This window comes from Riemerella anatipestifer, from assembly GCF_009932355.1.
GTDB classification, from domain to species: domain Bacteria; phylum Bacteroidota; class Bacteroidia; order Flavobacteriales; family Weeksellaceae; genus Riemerella; species Riemerella anatipestifer_E.
Genome location: NZ_LEKU01000014.1, coordinates 63,982 through 83,865 on the forward strand (window position 1 = coordinate 63,982; position 19,884 = coordinate 83,865).

Annotated in this window: 15 protein-coding genes, 1 tRNA gene and 1 pseudogene; 6 read left to right on the plus strand and 11 right to left on the minus strand. The window is 34.6% G+C overall.

The annotated features are described in order from the left end of the window. Positions 1 to 15: 15 nt before the first annotated feature. The 3 genes from GXW81_RS05570 to GXW81_RS05580 all read right to left on the minus strand — a co-directional run bounded on the left by GXW81_RS05570 (position 16) and on the right by GXW81_RS05580 (position 4,859). Positions 16 to 87: transfer RNA gene (locus GXW81_RS05570), tRNA-Arg, on the minus strand. Between the two features lie 11 nt (positions 88 to 98). Further along, a complete protein-coding gene (locus GXW81_RS05575) occupies positions 99 to 1,868 on the minus strand; it encodes a TonB-dependent receptor (RefSeq protein ID WP_161531542.1) in 1,770 nt (589 codons plus the stop codon). A 30-nt stretch (positions 1,869 to 1,898) separates the two neighbouring features. Further along, positions 1,899 to 4,859, minus strand: a complete 2,961-nt coding sequence (locus GXW81_RS05580; RefSeq protein ID WP_161531543.1) for a tetratricopeptide repeat protein — start codon at positions 4,857 to 4,859, stop codon at positions 1,899 to 1,901. 187 nt (positions 4,860 to 5,046) lie between these two features. Here GXW81_RS05580 and gpmI point away from each other — a divergent pair, with 187 nt between their 5' ends. Beyond that, entirely contained in the window at positions 5,047 to 6,576 is a 1,530-nt protein-coding gene (gene gpmI / locus GXW81_RS05585; protein ID WP_161531544.1) for a 2,3-bisphosphoglycerate-independent phosphoglycerate mutase, read from the plus strand. A gap of 72 nt (positions 6,577 to 6,648) precedes the next feature. On the opposite strand, the gene gcvT is transcribed toward gpmI, so the two are convergent. The 4 genes and pseudogenes from gcvT to GXW81_RS05610 form a co-directional block, all read right to left on the minus strand. Then, complete coding sequence (gcvT, locus tag GXW81_RS05590) at positions 6,649 to 7,728, minus strand: glycine cleavage system aminomethyltransferase GcvT (protein ID WP_161531545.1); 1,080 nt, start codon at positions 7,726 to 7,728, stop codon at positions 6,649 to 6,651. A 27-nt stretch (positions 7,729 to 7,755) separates the two neighbouring features. Next, complete coding sequence (gene idi / locus GXW81_RS05595; protein ID WP_161531546.1) at positions 7,756 to 8,271, minus strand: isopentenyl-diphosphate Delta-isomerase; 516 nt, start codon at positions 8,269 to 8,271, stop codon at positions 7,756 to 7,758. Positions 8,272 to 8,339: 68 nt separating this feature from the next. Next, positions 8,340 to 9,157, minus strand: a pseudogene (locus GXW81_RS10625) (DUF5694 domain-containing protein). Between the two features lie 9 nt (positions 9,158 to 9,166). Then, a complete protein-coding gene (locus GXW81_RS05610) occupies positions 9,167 to 10,243 on the minus strand; it encodes a M42 family metallopeptidase (RefSeq protein ID WP_161531549.1) in 1,077 nt (358 codons plus the stop codon). A gap of 54 nt (positions 10,244 to 10,297) precedes the next feature. Here GXW81_RS05610 and GXW81_RS05615 point away from each other — a divergent pair, with 54 nt between their 5' ends. Further along, on the plus strand, positions 10,298 to 11,008 hold the full coding sequence (locus tag GXW81_RS05615; RefSeq protein ID WP_161531550.1) for a DUF4294 domain-containing protein: 711 nt from the start codon (positions 10,298 to 10,300) through the stop codon (positions 11,006 to 11,008). 27 nt (positions 11,009 to 11,035) lie between these two features. Here GXW81_RS05615 and GXW81_RS05620 read toward each other — a convergent pair whose 3' ends face one another. Then, a complete protein-coding gene (locus tag GXW81_RS05620) occupies positions 11,036 to 11,335 on the minus strand; it encodes a DUF493 domain-containing protein (RefSeq protein ID WP_064970674.1) in 300 nt (99 codons plus the stop codon). 56 nt (positions 11,336 to 11,391) lie between these two features. Further along, positions 11,392 to 12,747 (minus strand): deoxyguanosinetriphosphate triphosphohydrolase, encoded by a 1,356-nt coding sequence (locus tag GXW81_RS05625; protein ID WP_161531551.1) that lies wholly within the window; start codon positions 12,745 to 12,747, stop codon positions 11,392 to 11,394. 155 nt (positions 12,748 to 12,902) lie between these two features. Here GXW81_RS05625 and GXW81_RS05630 point away from each other — a divergent pair, with 155 nt between their 5' ends. Then, the gene (locus GXW81_RS05630; RefSeq protein WP_161531552.1) at positions 12,903 to 15,377 is read left to right on the plus strand and encodes a hypothetical protein; all 2,475 of its coding nucleotides are present in this window, start codon (positions 12,903 to 12,905) and stop codon (positions 15,375 to 15,377) included. Between the two features lie 439 nt (positions 15,378 to 15,816). After that, positions 15,817 to 16,473 (plus strand): hypothetical protein, encoded by a 657-nt coding sequence (locus GXW81_RS05635; protein ID WP_052911111.1) that lies wholly within the window; start codon positions 15,817 to 15,819, stop codon positions 16,471 to 16,473. Between the two features lie 75 nt (positions 16,474 to 16,548). On the opposite strand, the gene GXW81_RS05640 is transcribed toward GXW81_RS05635, so the two are convergent. Continuing rightward, positions 16,549 to 17,241 carry a Bax inhibitor-1 family protein gene (locus GXW81_RS05640; protein WP_064970666.1) on the minus strand — a complete coding sequence of 231 codons (693 nt, stop codon included), beginning with the start codon at positions 17,239 to 17,241 and terminating at the stop codon, positions 16,549 to 16,551. 48 nt (positions 17,242 to 17,289) lie between these two features. After that, entirely contained in the window at positions 17,290 to 18,324 is a 1,035-nt protein-coding gene (locus tag GXW81_RS05645) for an acyl-CoA reductase (RefSeq protein ID WP_161531553.1), read from the minus strand. A gap of 56 nt (positions 18,325 to 18,380) precedes the next feature. On the opposite strand from GXW81_RS05645, the gene GXW81_RS05650 reads away from it, so the two are divergent. Both GXW81_RS05650 and serC read left to right on the plus strand, forming a co-directional pair. Further along, the gene (locus GXW81_RS05650) at positions 18,381 to 18,731 is read left to right on the plus strand and encodes a 4Fe-4S dicluster domain-containing protein (RefSeq protein WP_004919366.1); all 351 of its coding nucleotides are present in this window, start codon (positions 18,381 to 18,383) and stop codon (positions 18,729 to 18,731) included. An 81-nt stretch (positions 18,732 to 18,812) separates the two neighbouring features. Beyond that, the gene (gene serC, locus GXW81_RS05655) at positions 18,813 to 19,874 is read left to right on the plus strand and encodes a 3-phosphoserine/phosphohydroxythreonine transaminase (RefSeq protein WP_161531554.1); all 1,062 of its coding nucleotides are present in this window, start codon (positions 18,813 to 18,815) and stop codon (positions 19,872 to 19,874) included. Positions 19,875 to 19,884 lie beyond the last annotated feature (10 nt).

The window sequence follows — 19,884 nt, forward strand, 5'->3', positions numbered from 1 at the left end:
TAAAAGCGTAGTTTGTAGCCCTATGAGGAATCGAACCTCAACCTAAAGAACCGGAATCTTTAATTCTATCCATTAAACTATAGGGCCCCTTGTTTTATTTAAAACTTAATTTTAAGTCCACCCATAATTTGCGTACCTAAAACTTTGTAACCATAATAATTTTGGTAATTAGCCCCCAAAAGATTATTACCAAGTGCAAAAATACTGAAATTCTTGTTAATCTGATATTCCGCTGAAATATTAAGGTCTGCATAACCACCTACTTTTTGGTTATCAATCTCTTCTTCTGCGTATATAGGAGTAGAAATTAGGATACCTGAAGGATTGATAGAAAAACGATTAGCCATTCTATCACTTACAAAAAAGCCTCTAAATCCTAACAATAATTTATCTTTAAGCGTTTGATATTTTGCTCCTATTGATGCTTGCAATAAAGGTCTATAATAGATATTGGCATTGTTTTCTAAATTATACTTTTGGAACTGAATATTGCCATCTAAAATTAGAGAGGCTAGAGGTTTATACTCTACCTCACCTTTAATTTGGCTAAGAGTACCGTTGTGATAAGTAGTGGAAAAAGTATTAGCATAATCATATCCTAGCCTTGAGTTATCGTCCATTAGATTAGAAAACAAAGAGTTACCTCTAAAGAACATCATATTATCCAATTTACCGTAACTAGCTTTAACATTGTACTTAATTTGTTCAGAAACTATTCCTTTTACACCAAAATAAAACTGATATTTAGTATGTGTAGGTTTTAATTCTAAATCGGATACCAAAAACGGATTCTGCTCTAATAATTCTGAGTAAGTGTTAAACTGAAGCCCACTCTCTACCCCACCATATAAATTAACTTCTGGAGTTGTCGCTACGAATAGTTCCGCTTGAGGGAACCAATAGAAACGGTTAGACTTTTGTTGAACTTCGTTCAGCTCTGTTAAGCTAGAACTTAATAGATTAAATCCAGAACCAATTTTTAAGTAAGATTGCCCTTTTTTAAAAGTGATTTTGGGCGATAATCCACCACCAAAATAACGAGAATTATGTTGATTTAAAATATTAAACTGAGTGTTTACCATATCCATTTTTACACCTAAATCCAAATTAATATCTAAATCTTGACCTAATTTTAAATGATGCTTAGACAGATTTACAAGAGCTTCTATTTGGCTTTCGTTAGCTTTAAATCTATCTCTAATAGCAGAAGTTTTTACAGTAATATCATTAAAAATTTCGTTGGAGTAAAAATCATAATTCCCACTTATCTGAAAACGACTGTATTTTTGTCCCAAATCAGCATCAGAATTAGGAACTAGAGCATAAATACCATAGTAATTATAATCGTTAAGACCTACAGAAGTGGTAAGGTTAGCCTTGCCTTTTTCTCCAAAATGATTAAGAAATCCTGAAATCTCCGCTTGTTTCTGTGAGGAATCCCAAGCGTATTGTTTTTTTAAACCTTCATTAGATAGATAATGCACATTTGCTCCCACCTCTAAATTATCTTGCATCTTACCAGAAACATTAGCATCTGCTAAAAATTGATTGTAATTACCATAACCTATTCTAAAGTAGTTTCTTAGATAATTTCTATTGAATTCTGGCGAAATATCTTCACCTTGTATTGCTGAAGTTTTGAAATCCGACAATACAGGCACATTCACTACTTCGTAATTTATAGGCTCTTGCTGTTTTTCTTCGGGTGGATAATTTTTTTCTAGAGCTACAGAAGTTTTCTTTTTTTCTATACGCTTAACTTCAGGCTCTCTTTTGCGGTCTAGGATAAGCTTTTCCTCTTTAATCTGAGCTAACGAGATACTTCCCCAACCTAACAATATTAGTGCTATTATTTTATGTTTGTTCATTTTAAATTCTAGTTTTTTAATCGCTAAAAATTATTTAATCATTTTTTTGACTTCCTTAGCTTCTGTCACTACATCAGGGAAGTCTTGATAGTTAGTTATCACTTGATCGCAGGTATAACTCGCTTGATATTTGTCCTTTAACGCCAAATAGTTTCTAGCCATCAATACCAAAGATTTAGCGCCCCAATATTCCTCCGAAGCGTAATTATTAGCGAGTTTAAAGATACTTTCGTTACTATTTTTAAAGGCTTTAGCTTTATTTTGATAATAAGCCTTAGCATAAAGAGCTTCCGCCGCTACGCTAGGGTTAGATGATTTCTCTAAATCTGTATAAGATTTTTGAGCCTCTTTGTCTTTTCCTTGATTCATAAGGCTTCTAGCTTTAATGACTTTAGCCTGTTCTAACACTGCAGGTGAGTTTTTGGTATTACTTAAAATTAAACCTGCATAAGTTTCTGCTTTAGCGAAGTCTTTTTTATCAGCATAATATTTCATCAACTCTTGTTGAGCGAAAGATTTTATTTTTGGGTTATTAGAATCTACTAGCTTTGCTAAATGTTCTGCAGCTTCTTCTCCTTTATTTTTAGATAAAAGAATTTGAGCGGAACGAAGCCTTGCTTCCTCTTGATAATCATTAGGATAAGCCGTTACAAAATTGAATGATTTCAATGCTTTGGCATCATCTCCATTTTGATAATAAGATTCTCCTAATTCGTATTGAGCTTGGAAGGCTGTATTGCTAGAAATATTTTGTGCTAAATATTTCTCGTAGTAAGGGATTGCTTTTTCGTACTGCTTTTTGGTGTAAAGCTGTCTTGCGGTAGAAAGGTTAATTTCATCTATTTCAGATTTGTCTAGACTAACACCTAAATTCTTAGCAAAGTTTTGATAACCTGCCGTATCTCCTGTTTTTAAATAAAGAGAACGAGCCACCACTAATACCTTATCTGCATAAACGGTGTTTTGATATTTTTTAGCTAACGCTTTTATTCCAGAAAATGCTTTGGCTTCTTGGTTTTGTTCAATATCATTTTGTACCATATAAATCTCCGCATTGGCTACCAAATGAGTATCTATACTGGTTTTAACAACTTTATCAAAGTATTCACTAGAAAGAGTAAACTCATCATTAGCAGCATAGGCAGTACCTATTTCGTACAAAGCATCATCTTTATACTCCGAATTGGGATACTGAGCAACTAGCTTTTTCATTTCTGAAATTTTAGCTTCAGTATCGCCTTTAAAACCTAAAGCCATTGCCTTTTGGAACAGCGTATATTCATCGGTAGTTTCGGCATTATTATAAATGGCGATAGCATCGTTTAGTTCGTTATCAGCATAGTGTGTGTCGGCTAGTCTTAACTCAGCATCGGCTTTGAATTCTGCTTTAGGGTTTTTGAGATAAAGTTTAAAGCATTCCTTAGCTTTACCAAAATCTTTATTCTTAAAATAAGCATATCCTAAATCATAATTGATTTGCGAGCGTTCATCAAAGCGACCTTCTGTCTTTTGTAGTTTTTCAAAATAACTAATAGCCGAAGGATAATCCTCTAACTGATAATAAGTCTGTGCCAACCAATATTGAGCCTTTAGATAAAACTCTTGGTTATGATTAAACTTTAAACTCTTTTTAAAATATAGTTCGGCTTCTTTGTAATTTCCTTTATTAAATTCTTCCGTTCCTAATAGATAGGCTACCTCTTGTTCTATTTTATCTGTTTCGGTAGTTTTGGTATTGATTTGATTTAAAGCACTTAAAGTTTCTTTATAATTACCCGAATAAAGATAAGATTTCACCAATAAAGTTTGCATCTCTGGAGAACTATCTTTATAACTGTGGATATAAGATTGTATCACCGAAGACGAAGATTCATAAGGGTTTCCTATATCATAACTTAATTTAGCATATTGTAGATGAGCTAACTTTTTAACTTTAGCATCATAGGACATCTGATAAGCAGAACGGAAGGCAGACAGAGCTTCTTGCTTTTTATTGGTTTCTAAATAAGCATTTCCTAGCTGATAATAGGCATTTTGAGATAAAGCAGACTGACTATTAACTAACTGATTATAATAGGATACCGCTTCATCATACAAACCCATTTGTGCCGCTACAAACCCCATTTCGTATAAATCGGACTCACTAGGAGCTTCTTTAGAGTCTAAAAATACCTTTAGGTGAGGATATGCAGCTCTGTATTCTCCTTTCATAAAATAGCTTTCTCCTATTATTTTATGAACCTCGGATTTGTAAGAACTACTTAGATTTTCTTTTAAAAGCGTTTCTCCTTCAGCTATTGCTAAATCATAGTTTTTATCATTAAAATACATCTGAACAAAATAAGGCTTTACTATTTTGCTGTATTTTTCCTTGTCTTTAATCTCGTTAAAGTATTCAAAAGCCTTTCCTGTTTGTCCTTCTGTGTAGTACAAATGTCCTAGCATATAGGCGATGTCTCCTTTTTCTGAATCTTCAGAAGAAATATAAGCATTTTCCAAATCCTTAATAGCCGCTTTTGAATCGCCAGACATAAACTTAGCATACCCTAGCTTTAAAGAATGTTGGGTATGTTCCGAAGATGATAAGTGATTAACATTTAATTTATTAAGTATTTCTAATGCCTTTGGAAAGTCTTTTTTTATTAAATAAAAATCGGCTAAAGGAGCTTGTCCCTCTGCAAAATGTTCCGCATTAGGATGGTTTGTAATGAAGGTATCCAATCCTTTTTCCGCATAAGGATTTTGTAAAATAACATCAATCAAATGAGTGTAAAACCCAGCAACCTCTTTTTGAGATTGAGTTAAAGACTGATGATAAAGATACTGCTGAGTGTATTGATATTGAGAAGCCGCAAAAACTTTAGTTGTGTAGAGTTGGCTCGCTAAATCCGAAGAAAAAGTATTTTTTTGACTAAAAATAGCCGACTGTTGTCCTTCCGAAAGTCCGAAAAAAAGCACAGCCGTAGCTATCCATATTTTATTTTTATTCATCTTGATTTTAAAATGAGGTTTTTAGTATTTATTTAAAGGAACGAAAATAAGCAAAACTTATTATTTAAACAACTTGCGAAGTCTAAGAGAACCATATGTTCCTGTAGAATTAAGTGTAAATATGATATTAAACATATCTTATCATAAAAGTTTTAATTTGTAATTTTGTAGGAAAATACAACATATTATGTCAAAAAAAGTACTTTTAGCAATATTAGACGGTTGGGGATTAGGTACAGATGATAAAGTTTCTGCAATTGCCCAAGCACACACACCATTTATGGATAGCTGTTACAGTAAGTTTCCCAATACCACTTTAGAAGCTAGTGGCTTAGCCGTAGGGTTACCAGACGGACAAATGGGAAATTCTGAGGTAGGACACATGAATTTAGGAGCAGGAAGAGTGGTTTATCAGAATTTGGTAAAGCTCAATATGGCGGTGGAAAATAAAACCTTAGGTCAAGAGAAGGTTATTTTAGAGGCTTTTAATTATGCTAAAGAAAACGGTAAAAAAGTTCATTTTATTGGTTTAGTATCCAATGGTGGAGTTCACTCTCATATCAATCATTTAAAAGGACTATTGTCTGCAGCAAGTGATTTTGGATTAAAAGATAATGTTTTTGTACACGCCTTCACAGATGGTAGGGATTGCGACCCACATTCGGGAAAGAGCTTTATAAAAGAGCTTTCAGAACATATGCAAAGTACGACTGGGAAACTTGCTAGCGTTGTGGGGCGATACTACGCGATGGATAGAGACCGCAGATGGGAAAGGGTAAAATTAGCTTATGATGTAATGGTGAATGCAATAGGAGAACCTAGCAGAAATGTAGTAGAGAGCATAGAAAAATCTTATCAAGAAGGCGTTTCTGATGAGTTTTTGAAACCTATTCTTTGTGTAGATGAACATGGGAACCCTATTGCAAAGATAGAAAACGATGATGTGGTATTCTGTTTTAATTTTAGAACCGATAGAGGTAGAGAAATTACCGAAGTTCTTTCGCAAAAAGCATTTCCTGATTTTGGTATGACACCACTAAAACTCCATTACATCACACTTACCAATTATGATAAAGATTTTAAAGAGGTGAAGGTGGTTTTTGATGAAGAGGTTTTAAGCGATACTCTAGGAGAAGTCTTAGAGCGAAGCGGAAAATCACAGATAAGAGTGGCAGAAACAGAGAAATATCCTCATGTAACTTTCTTTTTTTCAGGCGGTAGAGAGAAGGAATTTAATGATGAAAAAAGAATCTTATGCCCAAGTCCTAAAGAGGTGGCTACCTACGACCTTAAACCAGAAATGTCTGCTTACGATATTACCAACAAAATTGTGCCTGAACTAGAGAATGAAACGGCAGATTTCGTTTGTCTTAACTTTGCTAATACTGATATGGTAGGGCATACTGGCGTTTTTGCAGCAGCAGTAAAGGCAGCCGAAACCGTAGATAAATGTATAGAAAAAGTAGCTACTACGGCTTACGAAAATGGTTACACTGTATTTATACTAGCTGACCACGGAAACTCTGATGTTATGATAAATCCTGACGGTAGTCCTAACACACAACATTCTACGAATTTAGTTCCTCTTATTGTTATGGATAAAGACAAAGTATGGAACTTAACACCAGGTAAGTTAGGCGACATTGCACCAAGTATCTTAAAAGTAATGAATATAGAAAAACCTGAAGCAATGACAGGTAATATCATTCTTTCTTAAAAGATTACTTTAATTATAAAAAAGCATCGCCTCGAATTTTATTCGAGGCGATGCTTTTATTTAGGGTAAATACTAAACAAAAGGTATTTTAACCACTTTTGCAGGTACATTTTTATTTCTAATCTGAATAAAAATCTCACTACCTAGTTTAAAATGAGGCTGGTCAACATAGGCTAATCCCAAACCAATTTTCTTCATAGGACTCATTGTTCCAGAAGTTACTTTACCAATTACATTCCCTTCTGAATCTACAACAGAATAGTCATGTCTTGGAATGGCTTTCTCTTGCATCTCAAAACCTATTAATTTTCTCGTAATACCTTGTTCTTTTTGTTGAGCCAGAAAATCTCTATCTACAAACTCTGTATCTAGCTTGGTAATCCAACCTAGCCCTGCTTCTAATGGAGAAGTAGTGTCGTCAATATCATTTCCATATAGACAGAATCCTTTTTCTAAACGGAGGGTATCTCTAGCCGCCAACCCACAAGGAATAAGCCCAAACTCCTCTCCTGCTTTAGTCAAAGCATCCCAAATTTGCTCAGCATATTCATTTTTAAAATAAATCTCAAAACCTCCACTTCCGGTATAGCCTGTGTTAGAAATAATAACATCAGCCACACCATCTACGCTTCCTACAGTAAAATGATAGTAAGGAATATCCGCAAGTTGAGTATCCGTTAGTTTTTGTAAAGTATCTAAGGCTTTAGGACCTTGTATTGCGATGAGAGAAATTTCGTCTGAAGCATTAGTCATTTTAGCTCCAAATTTCTCGTTGTATTTAGAGATATGTTGCCAATCTTTATCTATGTTAGAGGCATTTACTACTACAAAATACTTTTGGTCCTCCATTTTGTAAACAATTAAATCATCTACAATGCCACCTTTTCCGTTAGGAAGACAAGAGTATTGTGCTTTTCCGTTTTCTAAAGCTTCTACATTATTAGAGGTAACATATTGTAGAAGTTCTTTAGCACCAGCACCTTCTATGTAGAATTGCCCCATATGGGAGACATCAAAAATTCCTACTTTTTCTCTTACAGCAAAGTGTTCTTCTGTTACTCCAGAATATTGCACAGGCATTTCAAACCCAGCGAAAGGAACCATTTTAGCTCCCAGCGAAACATGTTTGTTAAATAAAGCGGTTTTGTTCATTATTACTTTTATTATTAAATTATTTTATTACTTCAACATTTTTTGTTTATATTCTTTGAGAATGATTTTAAACCATTCTGTAAATTGCTCTGGATTATTCTCTAGCTCTTTATCCAAAGCTTCCATAGAGATGTATCTTACCTCCGAAACTTCTTCTGGATTAAGGTTAAAATCACCTTCGTAAATTCCTGTAAACACATAGTCTAGCTCGTGTTCCCAAAGATTATCACCAACTTCGGCTTTATAAATGAAACTAAATTTTTCAGAAATATCAGCATCAATACCCAACTCCTCAATAAGCCTCCTCTGAGCTCCAGCCTTGTAACTTTCTCCTAATCTTGGGTGAGAGCAAACCGCGTTAGTCCAAAGTTTAGGTGAATGATACTTAACATCTGCCCTCCTCTGGAGCAGCATCTCTCCTTTGGTGTTGAATAAGAAAACAGAAAAAGCACGGTGTAGAAAACCACTTCTGTGTGCTTGGAGTTTTTCCATCACACCCAAAACTTCATCTTTGGAATTTACTAAAACTACTTGTTCATGCATATAGTCGCAAATTTAAGATATTATTTTCAATAGGTTGATATTTGCAGTCTCATAATTTTAGTAACACTCTACGATTTCAAATATTTTGTAATTGGTATTAGTTCGTACTTTGGACTTCTACTTATAAACATATCAAAAAATGCAGCGTGTGTTGCTCCTGATAAAATCATAACTCTATCTTTATCCGTTACTTTTATCCGATTTATATTTGCATACATTCTTAAATTACGACTGTAAAAATCCGAGGCAACATCAGCACCTTCAAAATTATCTTTTGTGTTTACATAGGCTAATAAATCTGCATTCATATTTATAGAGGCATTATAATAAGCCCAATCATTCATAGCTATAAACCGTTGAATCAATGGAAGTTTATTTACGGAATTATAGTTTTTAAAGCAGAATCATAGCCCTTGAGATAAGTTTTTGCATCAATCTCATGAGCTAATTTGTCTATTTTCATATAATCATAGCCCATTTGATGATCAATAGCCATAATTTTTGAGGTATTAGCTAATCTTCCAACCTCATAAGCAATGTATTTTACCTCACCATTAAATTTGGTTTCTAGTTTAGGATTCTTTTTATAAGCTTCAAAATCTTCAGTTAAAATAGATTGATATTCAGGCTCTACCTCTACCAAAATTATTGTTGGCTTGAATTGAGCAAGTAACGAATCTAGACGATTTAAGTCCTTTTTATTATTCTCATTATTCAAGTCAAACTCTGTTTTATGTTGGTCTGAGGTCTCTGCCATATGAAATGTGCCAACATTTAGAACTGGGATTTTTTTTGTAAGTTCTCCTTCATCTAATTTTTCTGAATCCTTACATGAAACGAAGAATAGTAAGAGATAGATACAAAATAAAATATTTTTGTTTTGCATAAAGTTATTTTATTTATGATACTTCAGTTCCATTTCAGGAGTTATTTTAAGAAGTGTTTCATAGATGAGTTTAATTACATTTTGCACATCAGTTTTATCCACCATTTCTACCGTAGTATGCATATATCTTAGCGGAAGCGAAATAAGTGCAGACGGTACTCCACCATTAGAATGTGCAAAAGCATCGGTATCTGTCCCTGTAACACGGCTAGAAGCTGCTCTTTGGAAAGGAATTTTTTTAGCTTTAGCGGTATCTGTAATTAGAGTTCTAATATTATGATGTACACTAGGAGCGAAGAAAACCACTGGTCCATCGCCACATTTTTGCTCTCCTTCTTTTTTCTTATCAATAAAAGGTGTCGTAGTATCGTGAGTAACATCGGTTACGATAGCGATATTAGGTTTAATGGTGTTGGCTATCATTTCGGCACCGTAAAGCCCAACTTCCTCCTGCACAGAATTGGTGATATACAATCCAAATGGTAGTTTGTTTTTATTTTCTTTTAGCAGTCTAGCCACTTCAGCTATCATAAAACCTCCTATCCTATTATCCAAAGCTCTACATACAAAATAGCGGTCGTTAAGTTCAAAAAAGGTATCAGGGTAAGTAATCATACAACCAACATAGATGCCCATTTTTTCCACCTCTTCTTTAGACTTAGCTCCACAGTCTATAAAGATATTTTCTATTTTAGGTACAGGTTCCTCTTGTTTAGCTCTAGTATGTATCGCAGGCCATCCAAAAACACCTTTAACGACGCCTTTTTCTCCGTGTATATTTACCACTTTAGATGGAGCGATACTTTGGTCTGAACCACCATTTCTAATCACATAGATAAGTCCGTCTTCAGTAATATAATTAACATACCAAGAAATTTCATCAGCGTGAGCTTCTATAACTACTTTGAACGGGGCATCAGGATTGATGATTCCGTAAGCCGTTCCATAATGGTCTGTTCTTACTTCATCTACATAGGGCTTGATGTAATCCATCCATAGTTTCTGTCCAGCGTGTTCGTATCCAGTAGGAGAAGCTGTATTAAGGTATTGTTCCAAAAATTTCAAAGATTTTTTTTCAAATTTCATAAAAGGGAATAATTTTTGATGTTAAAAAATTCTTATTTTGAGAAGGTAAAAGTAATGAATTTTAAAATAAATCTGCTGATTATTTTTTTGTGTATCGGTTTTATGTCTAAAGCACAAAAGGATACCCTTGTTGTAAAGGCGCTATCACAATATCCAAAGGAATTACTCAAGAAAGATGACTACGGAAATTACTATTATTACGATGCGAAACAACAAGCTAAAATCTACGAAATTGAAGGCGAAACAGTAATCGTTTTAGATGAAGTAGTTATTCCAAACAAGCCTAGATTTAATAATCAGTTAGATAAAAATTATTATTTCTTTTTAAGTAAAAAATTGAACCGAGTTTACCCTTTATTTATAACCGCTTTAGAACAATATAACGAAATAAATAACTACACTTCTCGTCTTGATGATAAATCTGAAAAAAGAAAATACATAAAAACTAAACAGGAAGAACTTGCACAAGCCTATGAAAATAAACTAAGGGACTTAACGACTTCCGAAGGTAGAATTTTTGCAAAATTGATGTATAGAGCCACTGGCAAAAGCGTGTACGATATTATCAAAGAATTACGAGGCGGCTGGAGTGCTTTCTGGTGGAATGTAAAGGGAAATATTGCTGATGTAGATATAAAAGAACCTTACGACCCATACAGAAATAGACACGACGAGTTTATAGAATCTCTGTTACAATCTTATTGGAATTTAGGTTATTTTGCACCTTATGAAGGTCATAAAAATTTTAAAGTAAGAAAAAATTAAAATCTTTTCTTACTTTTTTAATACTATTTATAGCATTATTACACCTTCTATCTTGTGAACTTTTTTATAAAGATTAATCACTTGGTCTGCATCTAAAACAAACGCTTGGATGCTGGTAGAGATGTACTTACCGTTCTTACTTTCCTTAGTAGATATGGAGTTTTGAGTATTATCAAAAATCTGATAAATTTCTGTAAGTTTAGCCTTATCATTAGGGAAGATAAATTTAAAAAGATAATCCGTTGGAAAATCATGAGCGTCATTTAGTTTTTCTCTAAACGAATGATAAGGATCTTTAGTTGCGTCGTCTTCAAATGTTTCTACCATACTTTTGTTATTTTGCCAAGCAAAGATACAAAATAAGTTTTAGGATTATGACCGTACTACATTGTCATACCAATATCAATTCCTTTAATTTTTCGGTAAAGGTCGGTGGCGTAGTTATCCGTCATACCGCTTACAAAATCTAGTACACCCAATACTTTTTGATATACACTTCCCTCCTCTACCCTAAACTGATTAGGAATTAACTGAAGAGCTTTTTTATCATAACCTTTTCGCTCCGAAGGGTCTAAAATAGCCGAAGGAATAAAGTGATTTAGCAATTCATACATTACATTATAACCCGCGTTTTCAATCTCTACTACTGCTTTATGATTGTATATTTTTTCAATGGAAAAACGTTCTATCTTTTGGAGGGCATTATTTTCTTTTTGGTAAATGCCAAGCAACGAACTAGCAAAATTTCCTTCTAATAAATCTGCCGCATTATCTTTAAATATCTCAATAGACTTATTGATTAAAGAATTGATGACTTTAGCTCTTAAATAAGAAATTTGCTCATTACTATCCGTAATTACACTTAGTTTTTGGTCTATCTTTTTAGTGTCAATCTCTATAGATTTTATTAAATCATAAAACAAATTTTTACAATCCGAAGTATTTACAATCCCCAATCTATGGGCGTCTTCCATATCTATAATATTATAGCAAATATCATCTGCCGCTTCTACCAACCACACAAAAGGGTGTCTTTTGTAGCCTAACGGATTTTGCGTTTCCTGTATCATCGCTGTATTTTCGGCAATGTGCTTAAAAGTTTCTTTTTCGCTTTGGAAGAACCCAAACTTCTTTCGGTGTAGAACGCTTTTATCTTTAGCTATCGCCTCACAAGGATACTTTGCAATACTCGCTAAAGTGGTATGGGTAAGCTGAATACCTCCTTTTTCCTTTCCCACTTGCTGATTGGTAAGTACTCTTATCGCATTAGCATTTCCTTCAAAATTGATAAAATCTGCCCATTCGTTAGGTGTAAATTTAGATTTAAGCTCACTTTCATTCCTAGCGAAATAACTTGCAATGGCATCTTCTCCCGAATGCCCAAATGCAGGATTGCCTATATCGTGGCAAAGACAAGCAGCCGCGATAACCTCTCCTAGCTGATAGGTATAGAAATGCTTTGCTGTTTCGGATAAATCATTCTTAAAAGTTTCCACCAAGAAAGCTCCCGCTAGACTTCCTAAACTCCGACCAACAGATGAAACCTCCAACGAGTGTGTAAGCCTATTATGCACGAAAACACTCCCTGGCAATGGGAACACTTGTGTTTTATTTTGCAACCTTCTGAAAGCCGAAGAAAATATAATTCTATCATAATCTCTTTGGAAATCGTTGCGAGAAACTTTGGTATTAGGGTCGTTGCCTGTTCTTTGATTGGTGAAAAGTTGGTTTAAATCCATATTAAGACACACAAATAAATTAGGAAGCAAAAATAAGTAAATAATAATATACTCCTACTTACAAAAACATTCAAAACCCTTGAAAGTTGTATATTTGCTTTTCTCAATAAGAGGGTTTATACCTTCTTTACAAAATAATCGTAACATGTAGTCTTATGAAATACAAAAATATTCGTGAAGAAGAACTCAAAAACAAAGTTGGGACAGACTTTTTTAAAGATTATGACACTACCGAAATAGTAGGCAATATAGACTTTACCGTACTACCAAGACAGGAAAATATTTTTGGCAGAACCGCCCTCCTATGGGCAGAAGCCAAAACAGGAAACTACGACACCACGGCTATGTTCGTACAGCTTATCCTCACTATTGGCAAGGCACGAACTTTTGATAAAGCCTATCCTCCTGCATTTCTTGGTGCATTTGATGGACAAAAAATCGCTTTTGTACCTTACATCAATATCCAAGATATTTTCTACCTTAACGATTTTAATTGGAATGTAACTCCCAGCAACCACACGACTAAAGAGTTTCAACTTATCAAAGAACGCATAGACCAGACTTTGAAAAACACTTCCTATGTGTACGATTATGAAACCGACGAAAAGGAACTGCGTTTCTTTATTAAAAATAATATTGCTAATGCCTCTGAAGTACGAAAAATCAAAATAGATAAAAACAACTTTATCCCCATCTACCTCCGCTGGCTAGAAATAGTAAAGCCTACAATTGATGTTGATTGGGACGAACTCAAGAAAAATAACATTTTAGACAGTGACTTCTACCTTGCCGATATTTTTGTAGATGATAAGGATACTCAAAAACTTGAAGACGATACCTCCATACGCGATAGTCTATTTGTAATTTACGAAAACCAAGGCTATAAAATTTCTAAAGAAAACCTCCGCCAAATGTTTGATGCCACTATCGGCATACGCAACAAAAACGCTTACCAACAATTTTGGAAACGCTACAAGCGTCCACCCATTACTGAATTTCAGGAATACATCATTGAACGGAGAGACCTCCTTGTACCACAAGATATTCGTGAACGCAAGGGAGCATTTTTTACTCCCAGAAAATGGGTGGAACTTTCCCAAAAATACCTTACCGATTATCTAGGTGAAAATTGGCAAGACGACTACTACATTTGGGACTGTGCTGCTGGCACAGGCAACCTATTAGCAGGACTTACCAACAAATACAATATCTGGGCAAGCACGCTAGACATGGCAGATGTAAATGTAATGCACGAGCGTATAGACCACGGTGCTAACCTCCTAAAAAGTCATGTATTTCAGTTTGATTTTCTGAACGATGATTTTAGCAAACTCCCACAAAGTTTGCAAGACATTATTAACGATGAAGAAAAACGTAAAAAATTAATCATCTATATCAACCCACCTTATGCAGAAGCTGGTAATGCAAAAGCAAAAGTAGGTACAGGAACACATAAGGGTGGAACAGCTACCAATAATAAAATTTATGAAAAATATAAACCAATTATTAAAAAGGCAAGCAACGAGCTTTTTGCACAGTTTTTTGCCAGAATTTATGCTGAAATCCCTAACAGCGTGATTGCAAATTTTTCAAAGTTGAAAAATTTGCAATCACCTAACTTTTCGGATTTCCGAAATTTCTTCCGAGCGAAGCTCGAAAAAATTTTTTTAGTTCCTGCTGATACTTTTGATAATGTCAAAGGTCAATTTCCCATTGGTTTTTTTATATGGAACGGAGCAAAAGACGAGCAATTTAAATATGCCCAAGCAGATGTCTATAATAAAGATGGAGAATTTGTCTGTCTGAAAAACATTTATTCATATGACAACTCAAAAAATATAAATCAATGGATTTTCTATAAGATATTAGATGATTATAATAAAATAGGACACTTAAGCAGTCGTGGGTCAAATGATTTTCAGGGGCAAAGTTCTGTAAATATAAATAGATATGCCGTAAAAATAACTGATAGGAGTAATAGACGCTATCGTTCAACATTGAATATAGATAGTACCAATTTATTCATTACAAGCATCTATTTTTCTGTCCGCCATGCTATCCCCGCCACATGGCTTAACGACAGAGACCAATTCCTATATCCTAACGATGGCTGGCAAAGCGATAAAGAATTCCAAAATGATTGTTTAGCATTTACACTTTTTCATAATCAAAACCGCATTACATCAACAGAAGGCACCAACCACTGGATACCCTTTACTGAGCAAGAAGTGAATGCACAAGATAAGTTTGACAGTTCATTTATGACTGATTTTATAAAGGGTAAACTTAAATCCACAAAAAAATCACAAGAAGCACCTCTCTTTGCTTTGGAAGAAATTCCACCACTGGTTCCCACAGAACCGTTGCAATTCTCCACAGAAGCTCAAGCTGTATTCCAAGCAGGTAAAGCCCTTTGGTGCTACTATCATACTCAACCTAACGCTGAGCCTAACGCCAGTCTATACGATATACGAGAGTATTTTCAAGGACGTAATAGCAAAGGTAGAATGAACTCTCGTAGCTCAGACCAACATTACACAAAACTCATTACCCAACTTAGAGATACTTTGAAAGACTTAGCTCAAAAAATTACTCCAAAAGTTTATCAATACGGTTTTCTGAAAGAATAGTAGAAGTAGTAAGAGCATAAAATAAATTGATTAAAAACGCATACTATACAACATGCTGAGAATATAAATGCATAGAATAAATATTGTCTAAAATTATGGAAGACTTAAATCGATTAGATTCGGTAAAAAAGATATATCCAGACTTTAAAGAGGCAAAATAGATGAACGATGATATATATATTATACAAAAAATCATTAACTTTAACCCACAATAAAACAAAAACCACTTGGGGCAATAGACCAACGGCGTGGGGCGACACAAAAAGTTGGTGGGCAATGCAAGAATGATATGGAGCGATAGAAGAATGATAAAGGGCAGCACAAATTGTTAGTGAAAAATACAAAAACGGCTTGGGGCGATAGAAGAATGAGTGGTTTTTATTTATAAATTTGAAAATAATTTAAAAAACTAAATACAAATCACTAAAATTTAACACTTATGAAAGTAAAAAGAATTTCCGAACTCCAATATTTGGAGAATTACCGTCTGTTATTCGCCAACCTTGATGAGGTACAAGATTTAAAAACCGAACTGGCAGAGTTTGGTTATGATGATGCCAAAATAGCCGAAGGCAAAGCCCTATTCGACCAAACACAACAGCTCTACAACCAAAACCAACAAGAAACCGCCGAAGAAAAAGAAGCCTATGCTCGGTTTTCAGACGCCTTTGATGTTCTAAAGAAAACCTACAACAAACACCGAAAAATAGCCAAAGTTGCCCTTATGAAAAAAACCGAACTTTGGAAAACCCTCGCCCTCGATGGGAGTTTGTCTGCCGCTTATCTCAAAGCAATGCAAGAAATCAAAACCTTTTACGAACAAGCCCAAAGCCACAGCGAAGCCCAACCTTTATTGGAGAAATTCAAAATCACTCCAGCCGAAGCTAAGGCACAAGAGGCACAAATCCTACAAGTAGAAACTCTCCGTGCGGCTTACGAAAAAGAAAAAGGCGAAAGCCAAGATGCCACCCAACAGAAAAACAAAGCCTTTACTACCCTTTCCGATTGGGTTCGGGAGTTTTACGCCGTAGCCCAAATCGCCTTAGACGACCGTCCACAACTATTGGAAAGCATCGGTAAGTTTGTAAGAAGTTAAAATTAGAAGTCATCTAAAAACAAAAAATCCTGAACTTTTTGGTTCAGGATTTTTTATCTTTTTTAAGTAATATTTTTAATCTCTTCTAGACATTAAAATTCTCAATACATACCAGAACAGAAGCATTACAGAAGCAAACAATTGTAGAGAAGCTCCTACATACTGACTTTTGGTATAAGTAAATTGTAGTTTTTGTGTTTCGTATAAGATACTTGCTGATGCTAAAAGTACCATACCTACAGAAAACCAAAGCCCAAGGTTAAACCCGAAAAGAGCTCCAGCTACAATAAGACCTAAAGCTACAAAACCACCTACTACAATGATGTTTCTTAGGAACGAAAAATCTCTTTTGCTGGTAAACGCTACTCCTGTAAGTCCACCAAACAAAGCTAAAGTAATAATAGCTGCTTGTGGTATTAGAGTTGGGTCGCTATAAAACATTGCAATATAAATCATTGGCAAAAAGATAATTGCCTGCAATAATACATAGAAGCCAAGCCCCATATACTGCGTGTTTTTATTCTGAGACAGTGTCCATTTGTTCGCTAAAATAGAAGCTAACCAAAAGCCTCCTAGTATCAAAAGCCAAATATACTTCCCAGAAATCATAGAAATGATGGTTTCTTGAGGGACTACACTAATAAGAAGACTCTCCACCACCACAAAAGCCAATACTGCTAATGCTAAGTGAGTATAAGTTTTCTTGTAGAATGTTGCTTTTTCAACATCTGTAGCCTGTGCCACTAGTAAATCATTAGAATATTCCATAAGATTGTTTTTATTTTTACAAATATAATAAATTTAATTCATTCTCAATCAGTCTATAGTTCTTAAGAAAGACATGCTATCTACATTATCAGCATAAGTATTTAGACTAGGAGTTTGAGCCTCGCCAAAGCCTACTTCTCCTCTATTCAAATAGAGATGACTTACAATGCACTGTATATTTTCGTGGTTTTCATTTAGGAAAGTCTCAACCTCTGCAATATTATCATAACGGCTAAAGTTAATTACCGAAAGTGGACTGAAAAGTTGAGTATCCTCTTTAAGCATCACAAAATTATTATCCCAAAAATTTTCTTGATTTAGAAGATAAACCGCTCGGTTATAGTCGTAATTGTTGGCGTATTTGTGATGATTGATAATATCCTGAAACCCTACAAAGTTTTCAAACAGACGCTCTAGTTTAAAATCTTGAGGAATGAAAAGCCTCGTAACATTACGACAGCCTAAACCAAAATATCTAAAAATATCTTCTGCTAAAAGTTGTAACTCTTCATCTGTTTCTTTCCCTGAAAGGACAGCTACCGAAGTTCTATTTTTGCGAATAATGTTTGGTTTATTCTTAAAGTAATATTCTAGATACCTTGCCGTATTATTACTTCCCGTAGCAATCACAGCGTCGTAATTTTCCAGTTTTTCTACCAGCTGATATTCTATACCATCAGAAAGTGAAGCCCATTTTTCCAAAAGAAAAGGTAAAATTTGTTTATCCTTAGAAGACATTTTAATAACAGGTATATGCCCACTAAGTACGACTGTGATAACATCGTGAAACCCGACTAAAGGAATATTTCCTGCTAAAATCAGCCCTACCTTTTTACCGCCTTTGGTTTCGGGATAACTATTTACCCAATTATTAAGGTTTTCTTCGGTTAATAAATCTGCCCATTGTTTTAATGCAAACCGTAAACTGTCTTGAGTAAACCAAGGATTTTCTATTTCTGCACGGCTTAGTTTCGCTGAAAATAAAGCTTCTTCCTCTGAGTAAACCTCTTCCGTTTTTTCCAAAAATTGATTTATGAAAAGTCCCAGTTGAGCTAAGCCTGAAATTTTAATACTGATATTCATTTGGTATTTTGTATAAAAATATGATAACTTTGTGCAAATTTAAAAATTTATTAAGAATGGCAATCATAATCACTGACGAATGCATTAACTGTGGGGCTTGTGAGCCAGAATGTCCTAATAACGCAATATATGAAGGAGCTGTAGATTGGCGTGCTTCTGACGGAACAGAACTAAAAGGAATGGTAACACTACCTTCTGGGCTTACGGTAGATGCAGATGCTCCACAAGAGCCAGTAAATGATGATGTCTATTTTATAGTTTCGGACAAATGTACAGAATGTAAAGGCTTCCATGAAGAGCCACAATGTGCTGCTGTATGTCCTGTAGATTGTTGTATCCCAGATGAAGATAATGTAGAAACAGAAGAACAACTATTATCTAAGAAAGCATTTCTACACGGTGAATAGACACCCAAATATCGCTCGCTATTAAACTGAAAATGGCGGGCGTTTTAGTTTTAAATAGAAATAATCTAATAGAAATTAAAAATGAATAAAAAACATAATTTTAGTGCTGGTCCGTGTATACTTCCACAAGAGGTTTTTCAAAAATCAGCGGAAGCCGTGCTTGATTTTAACGGATTAGGCTTATCTTTATTAGAAATCTCTCACCGTTCCAAAGACTTCGTTGCGGTGATGGATGAAGCTAGAGCCATTGTAAAAAGACTAATGAATCTTAATGATGATTATGAAGTTTTATTTTTACAAGGAGGTGCTAGTTTGCAGTTTGTTATGGTTCCTTTCAACTTGCTTAGCACTACTGGTAAAGCAGCTTACCTAGATACGGGGACATGGGCAGCAGGGGCAATAAAAGAGGCTCAAAAATTAGGAAATGTAGAAATTGTAGCCTCATCTAAAGCCGACCAATACAGCTATATCCCTAAAAACTATACTGTTGGGAAAGATTTTGATTATTTCCATTGTACTTCTAATAATACCATTTATGGTACTCAAATGAAAGAGTTTCCTCAAGTGGAAGTTCCAATGGTGTGTGATATGAGTTCGGATATTTTCTCTAGACAACTGGACTTTTCTAAGTTTGATTTAATCTATGCTGGAGCACAAAAAAATATGGGACCAGCAGGGACGGTATTAGTGGTTGTAAAGAAAGATGTTTTAGGAAGAACACAAAGAGATATTCCTTCTTATTTGGATTATTCTCTACATATCAAAAAGGAGTCTATGTTCAATACACCTCCTGTTTTTGCCGTTTATGCCTCATTGCTTACACTACAACATTTAGAGCAAAATGGAGGAATTGCAGCTGCCGAAACTAAAAATAAAGCTAAAGCAGAACTTATCTATAACGAAATAGATAGAAACCCTCTGTTTGAAGGTTTCGCTACCATAGAAGACCGTTCTATGATGAATGTAAGCTTTAAATTGACTGATGAGTCTAAAAAAGAAAAGTTTGATGCTTTATGGAAAGAAGCAGGCATCAATGGACTTAATGGACATAGAAGCATTGGTGGTTATAGAGCTAGCCTTTACAATGCACTTCCACTAGAAAGTGTACAGGTGTTGGTAGATGTTATGAAATCTTTAGACTAATAGTAAATGA

Coding starts and splice junctions, on each gene's coding strand:
- GXW81_RS05575 (WP_161531542.1), bottom strand. CDS start 1,868: ATGAACAAACATAAAATAATAGCACTAATATTGTTAGGTTGGGGAAGT.
- GXW81_RS05580 (WP_161531543.1), bottom strand. CDS start 4,859: ATGAATAAAAATAAAATATGGATAGCTACGGCTGTGCTTTTTTTCGGA.
- gpmI (WP_161531544.1), top strand. CDS start 5,047: ATGTCAAAAAAAGTACTTTTAGCAATATTAGACGGTTGGGGATTAGGT.
- gcvT (WP_161531545.1), bottom strand. CDS start 7,728: ATGAACAAAACCGCTTTATTTAACAAACATGTTTCGCTGGGAGCTAAA.
- idi (WP_161531546.1), bottom strand. CDS start 8,271: ATGCATGAACAAGTAGTTTTAGTAAATTCCAAAGATGAAGTTTTGGGT.
- GXW81_RS05610 (WP_161531549.1), bottom strand. CDS start 10,243: ATGAAATTTGAAAAAAAATCTTTGAAATTTTTGGAACAATACCTTAAT.
- GXW81_RS05615 (WP_161531550.1), top strand. CDS start 10,298: ATGAATTTTAAAATAAATCTGCTGATTATTTTTTTGTGTATCGGTTTT.
- GXW81_RS05620 (WP_064970674.1), bottom strand. CDS start 11,335: ATGGTAGAAACATTTGAAGACGACGCAACTAAAGATCCTTATCATTCG.
- GXW81_RS05625 (WP_161531551.1), bottom strand. CDS start 12,747: ATGGATTTAAACCAACTTTTCACCAATCAAAGAACAGGCAACGACCCT.
- GXW81_RS05630 (WP_161531552.1), top strand. CDS start 12,903: ATGAAATACAAAAATATTCGTGAAGAAGAACTCAAAAACAAAGTTGGG.
- GXW81_RS05635 (WP_052911111.1), top strand. CDS start 15,817: ATGAAAGTAAAAAGAATTTCCGAACTCCAATATTTGGAGAATTACCGT.
- GXW81_RS05640 (WP_064970666.1), bottom strand. CDS start 17,241: ATGGAATATTCTAATGATTTACTAGTGGCACAGGCTACAGATGTTGAA.
- GXW81_RS05645 (WP_161531553.1), bottom strand. CDS start 18,324: ATGAATATCAGTATTAAAATTTCAGGCTTAGCTCAACTGGGACTTTTC.
- GXW81_RS05650 (WP_004919366.1), top strand. CDS start 18,381: ATGGCAATCATAATCACTGACGAATGCATTAACTGTGGGGCTTGTGAG.
- serC (WP_161531554.1), top strand. CDS start 18,813: ATGAATAAAAAACATAATTTTAGTGCTGGTCCGTGTATACTTCCACAA.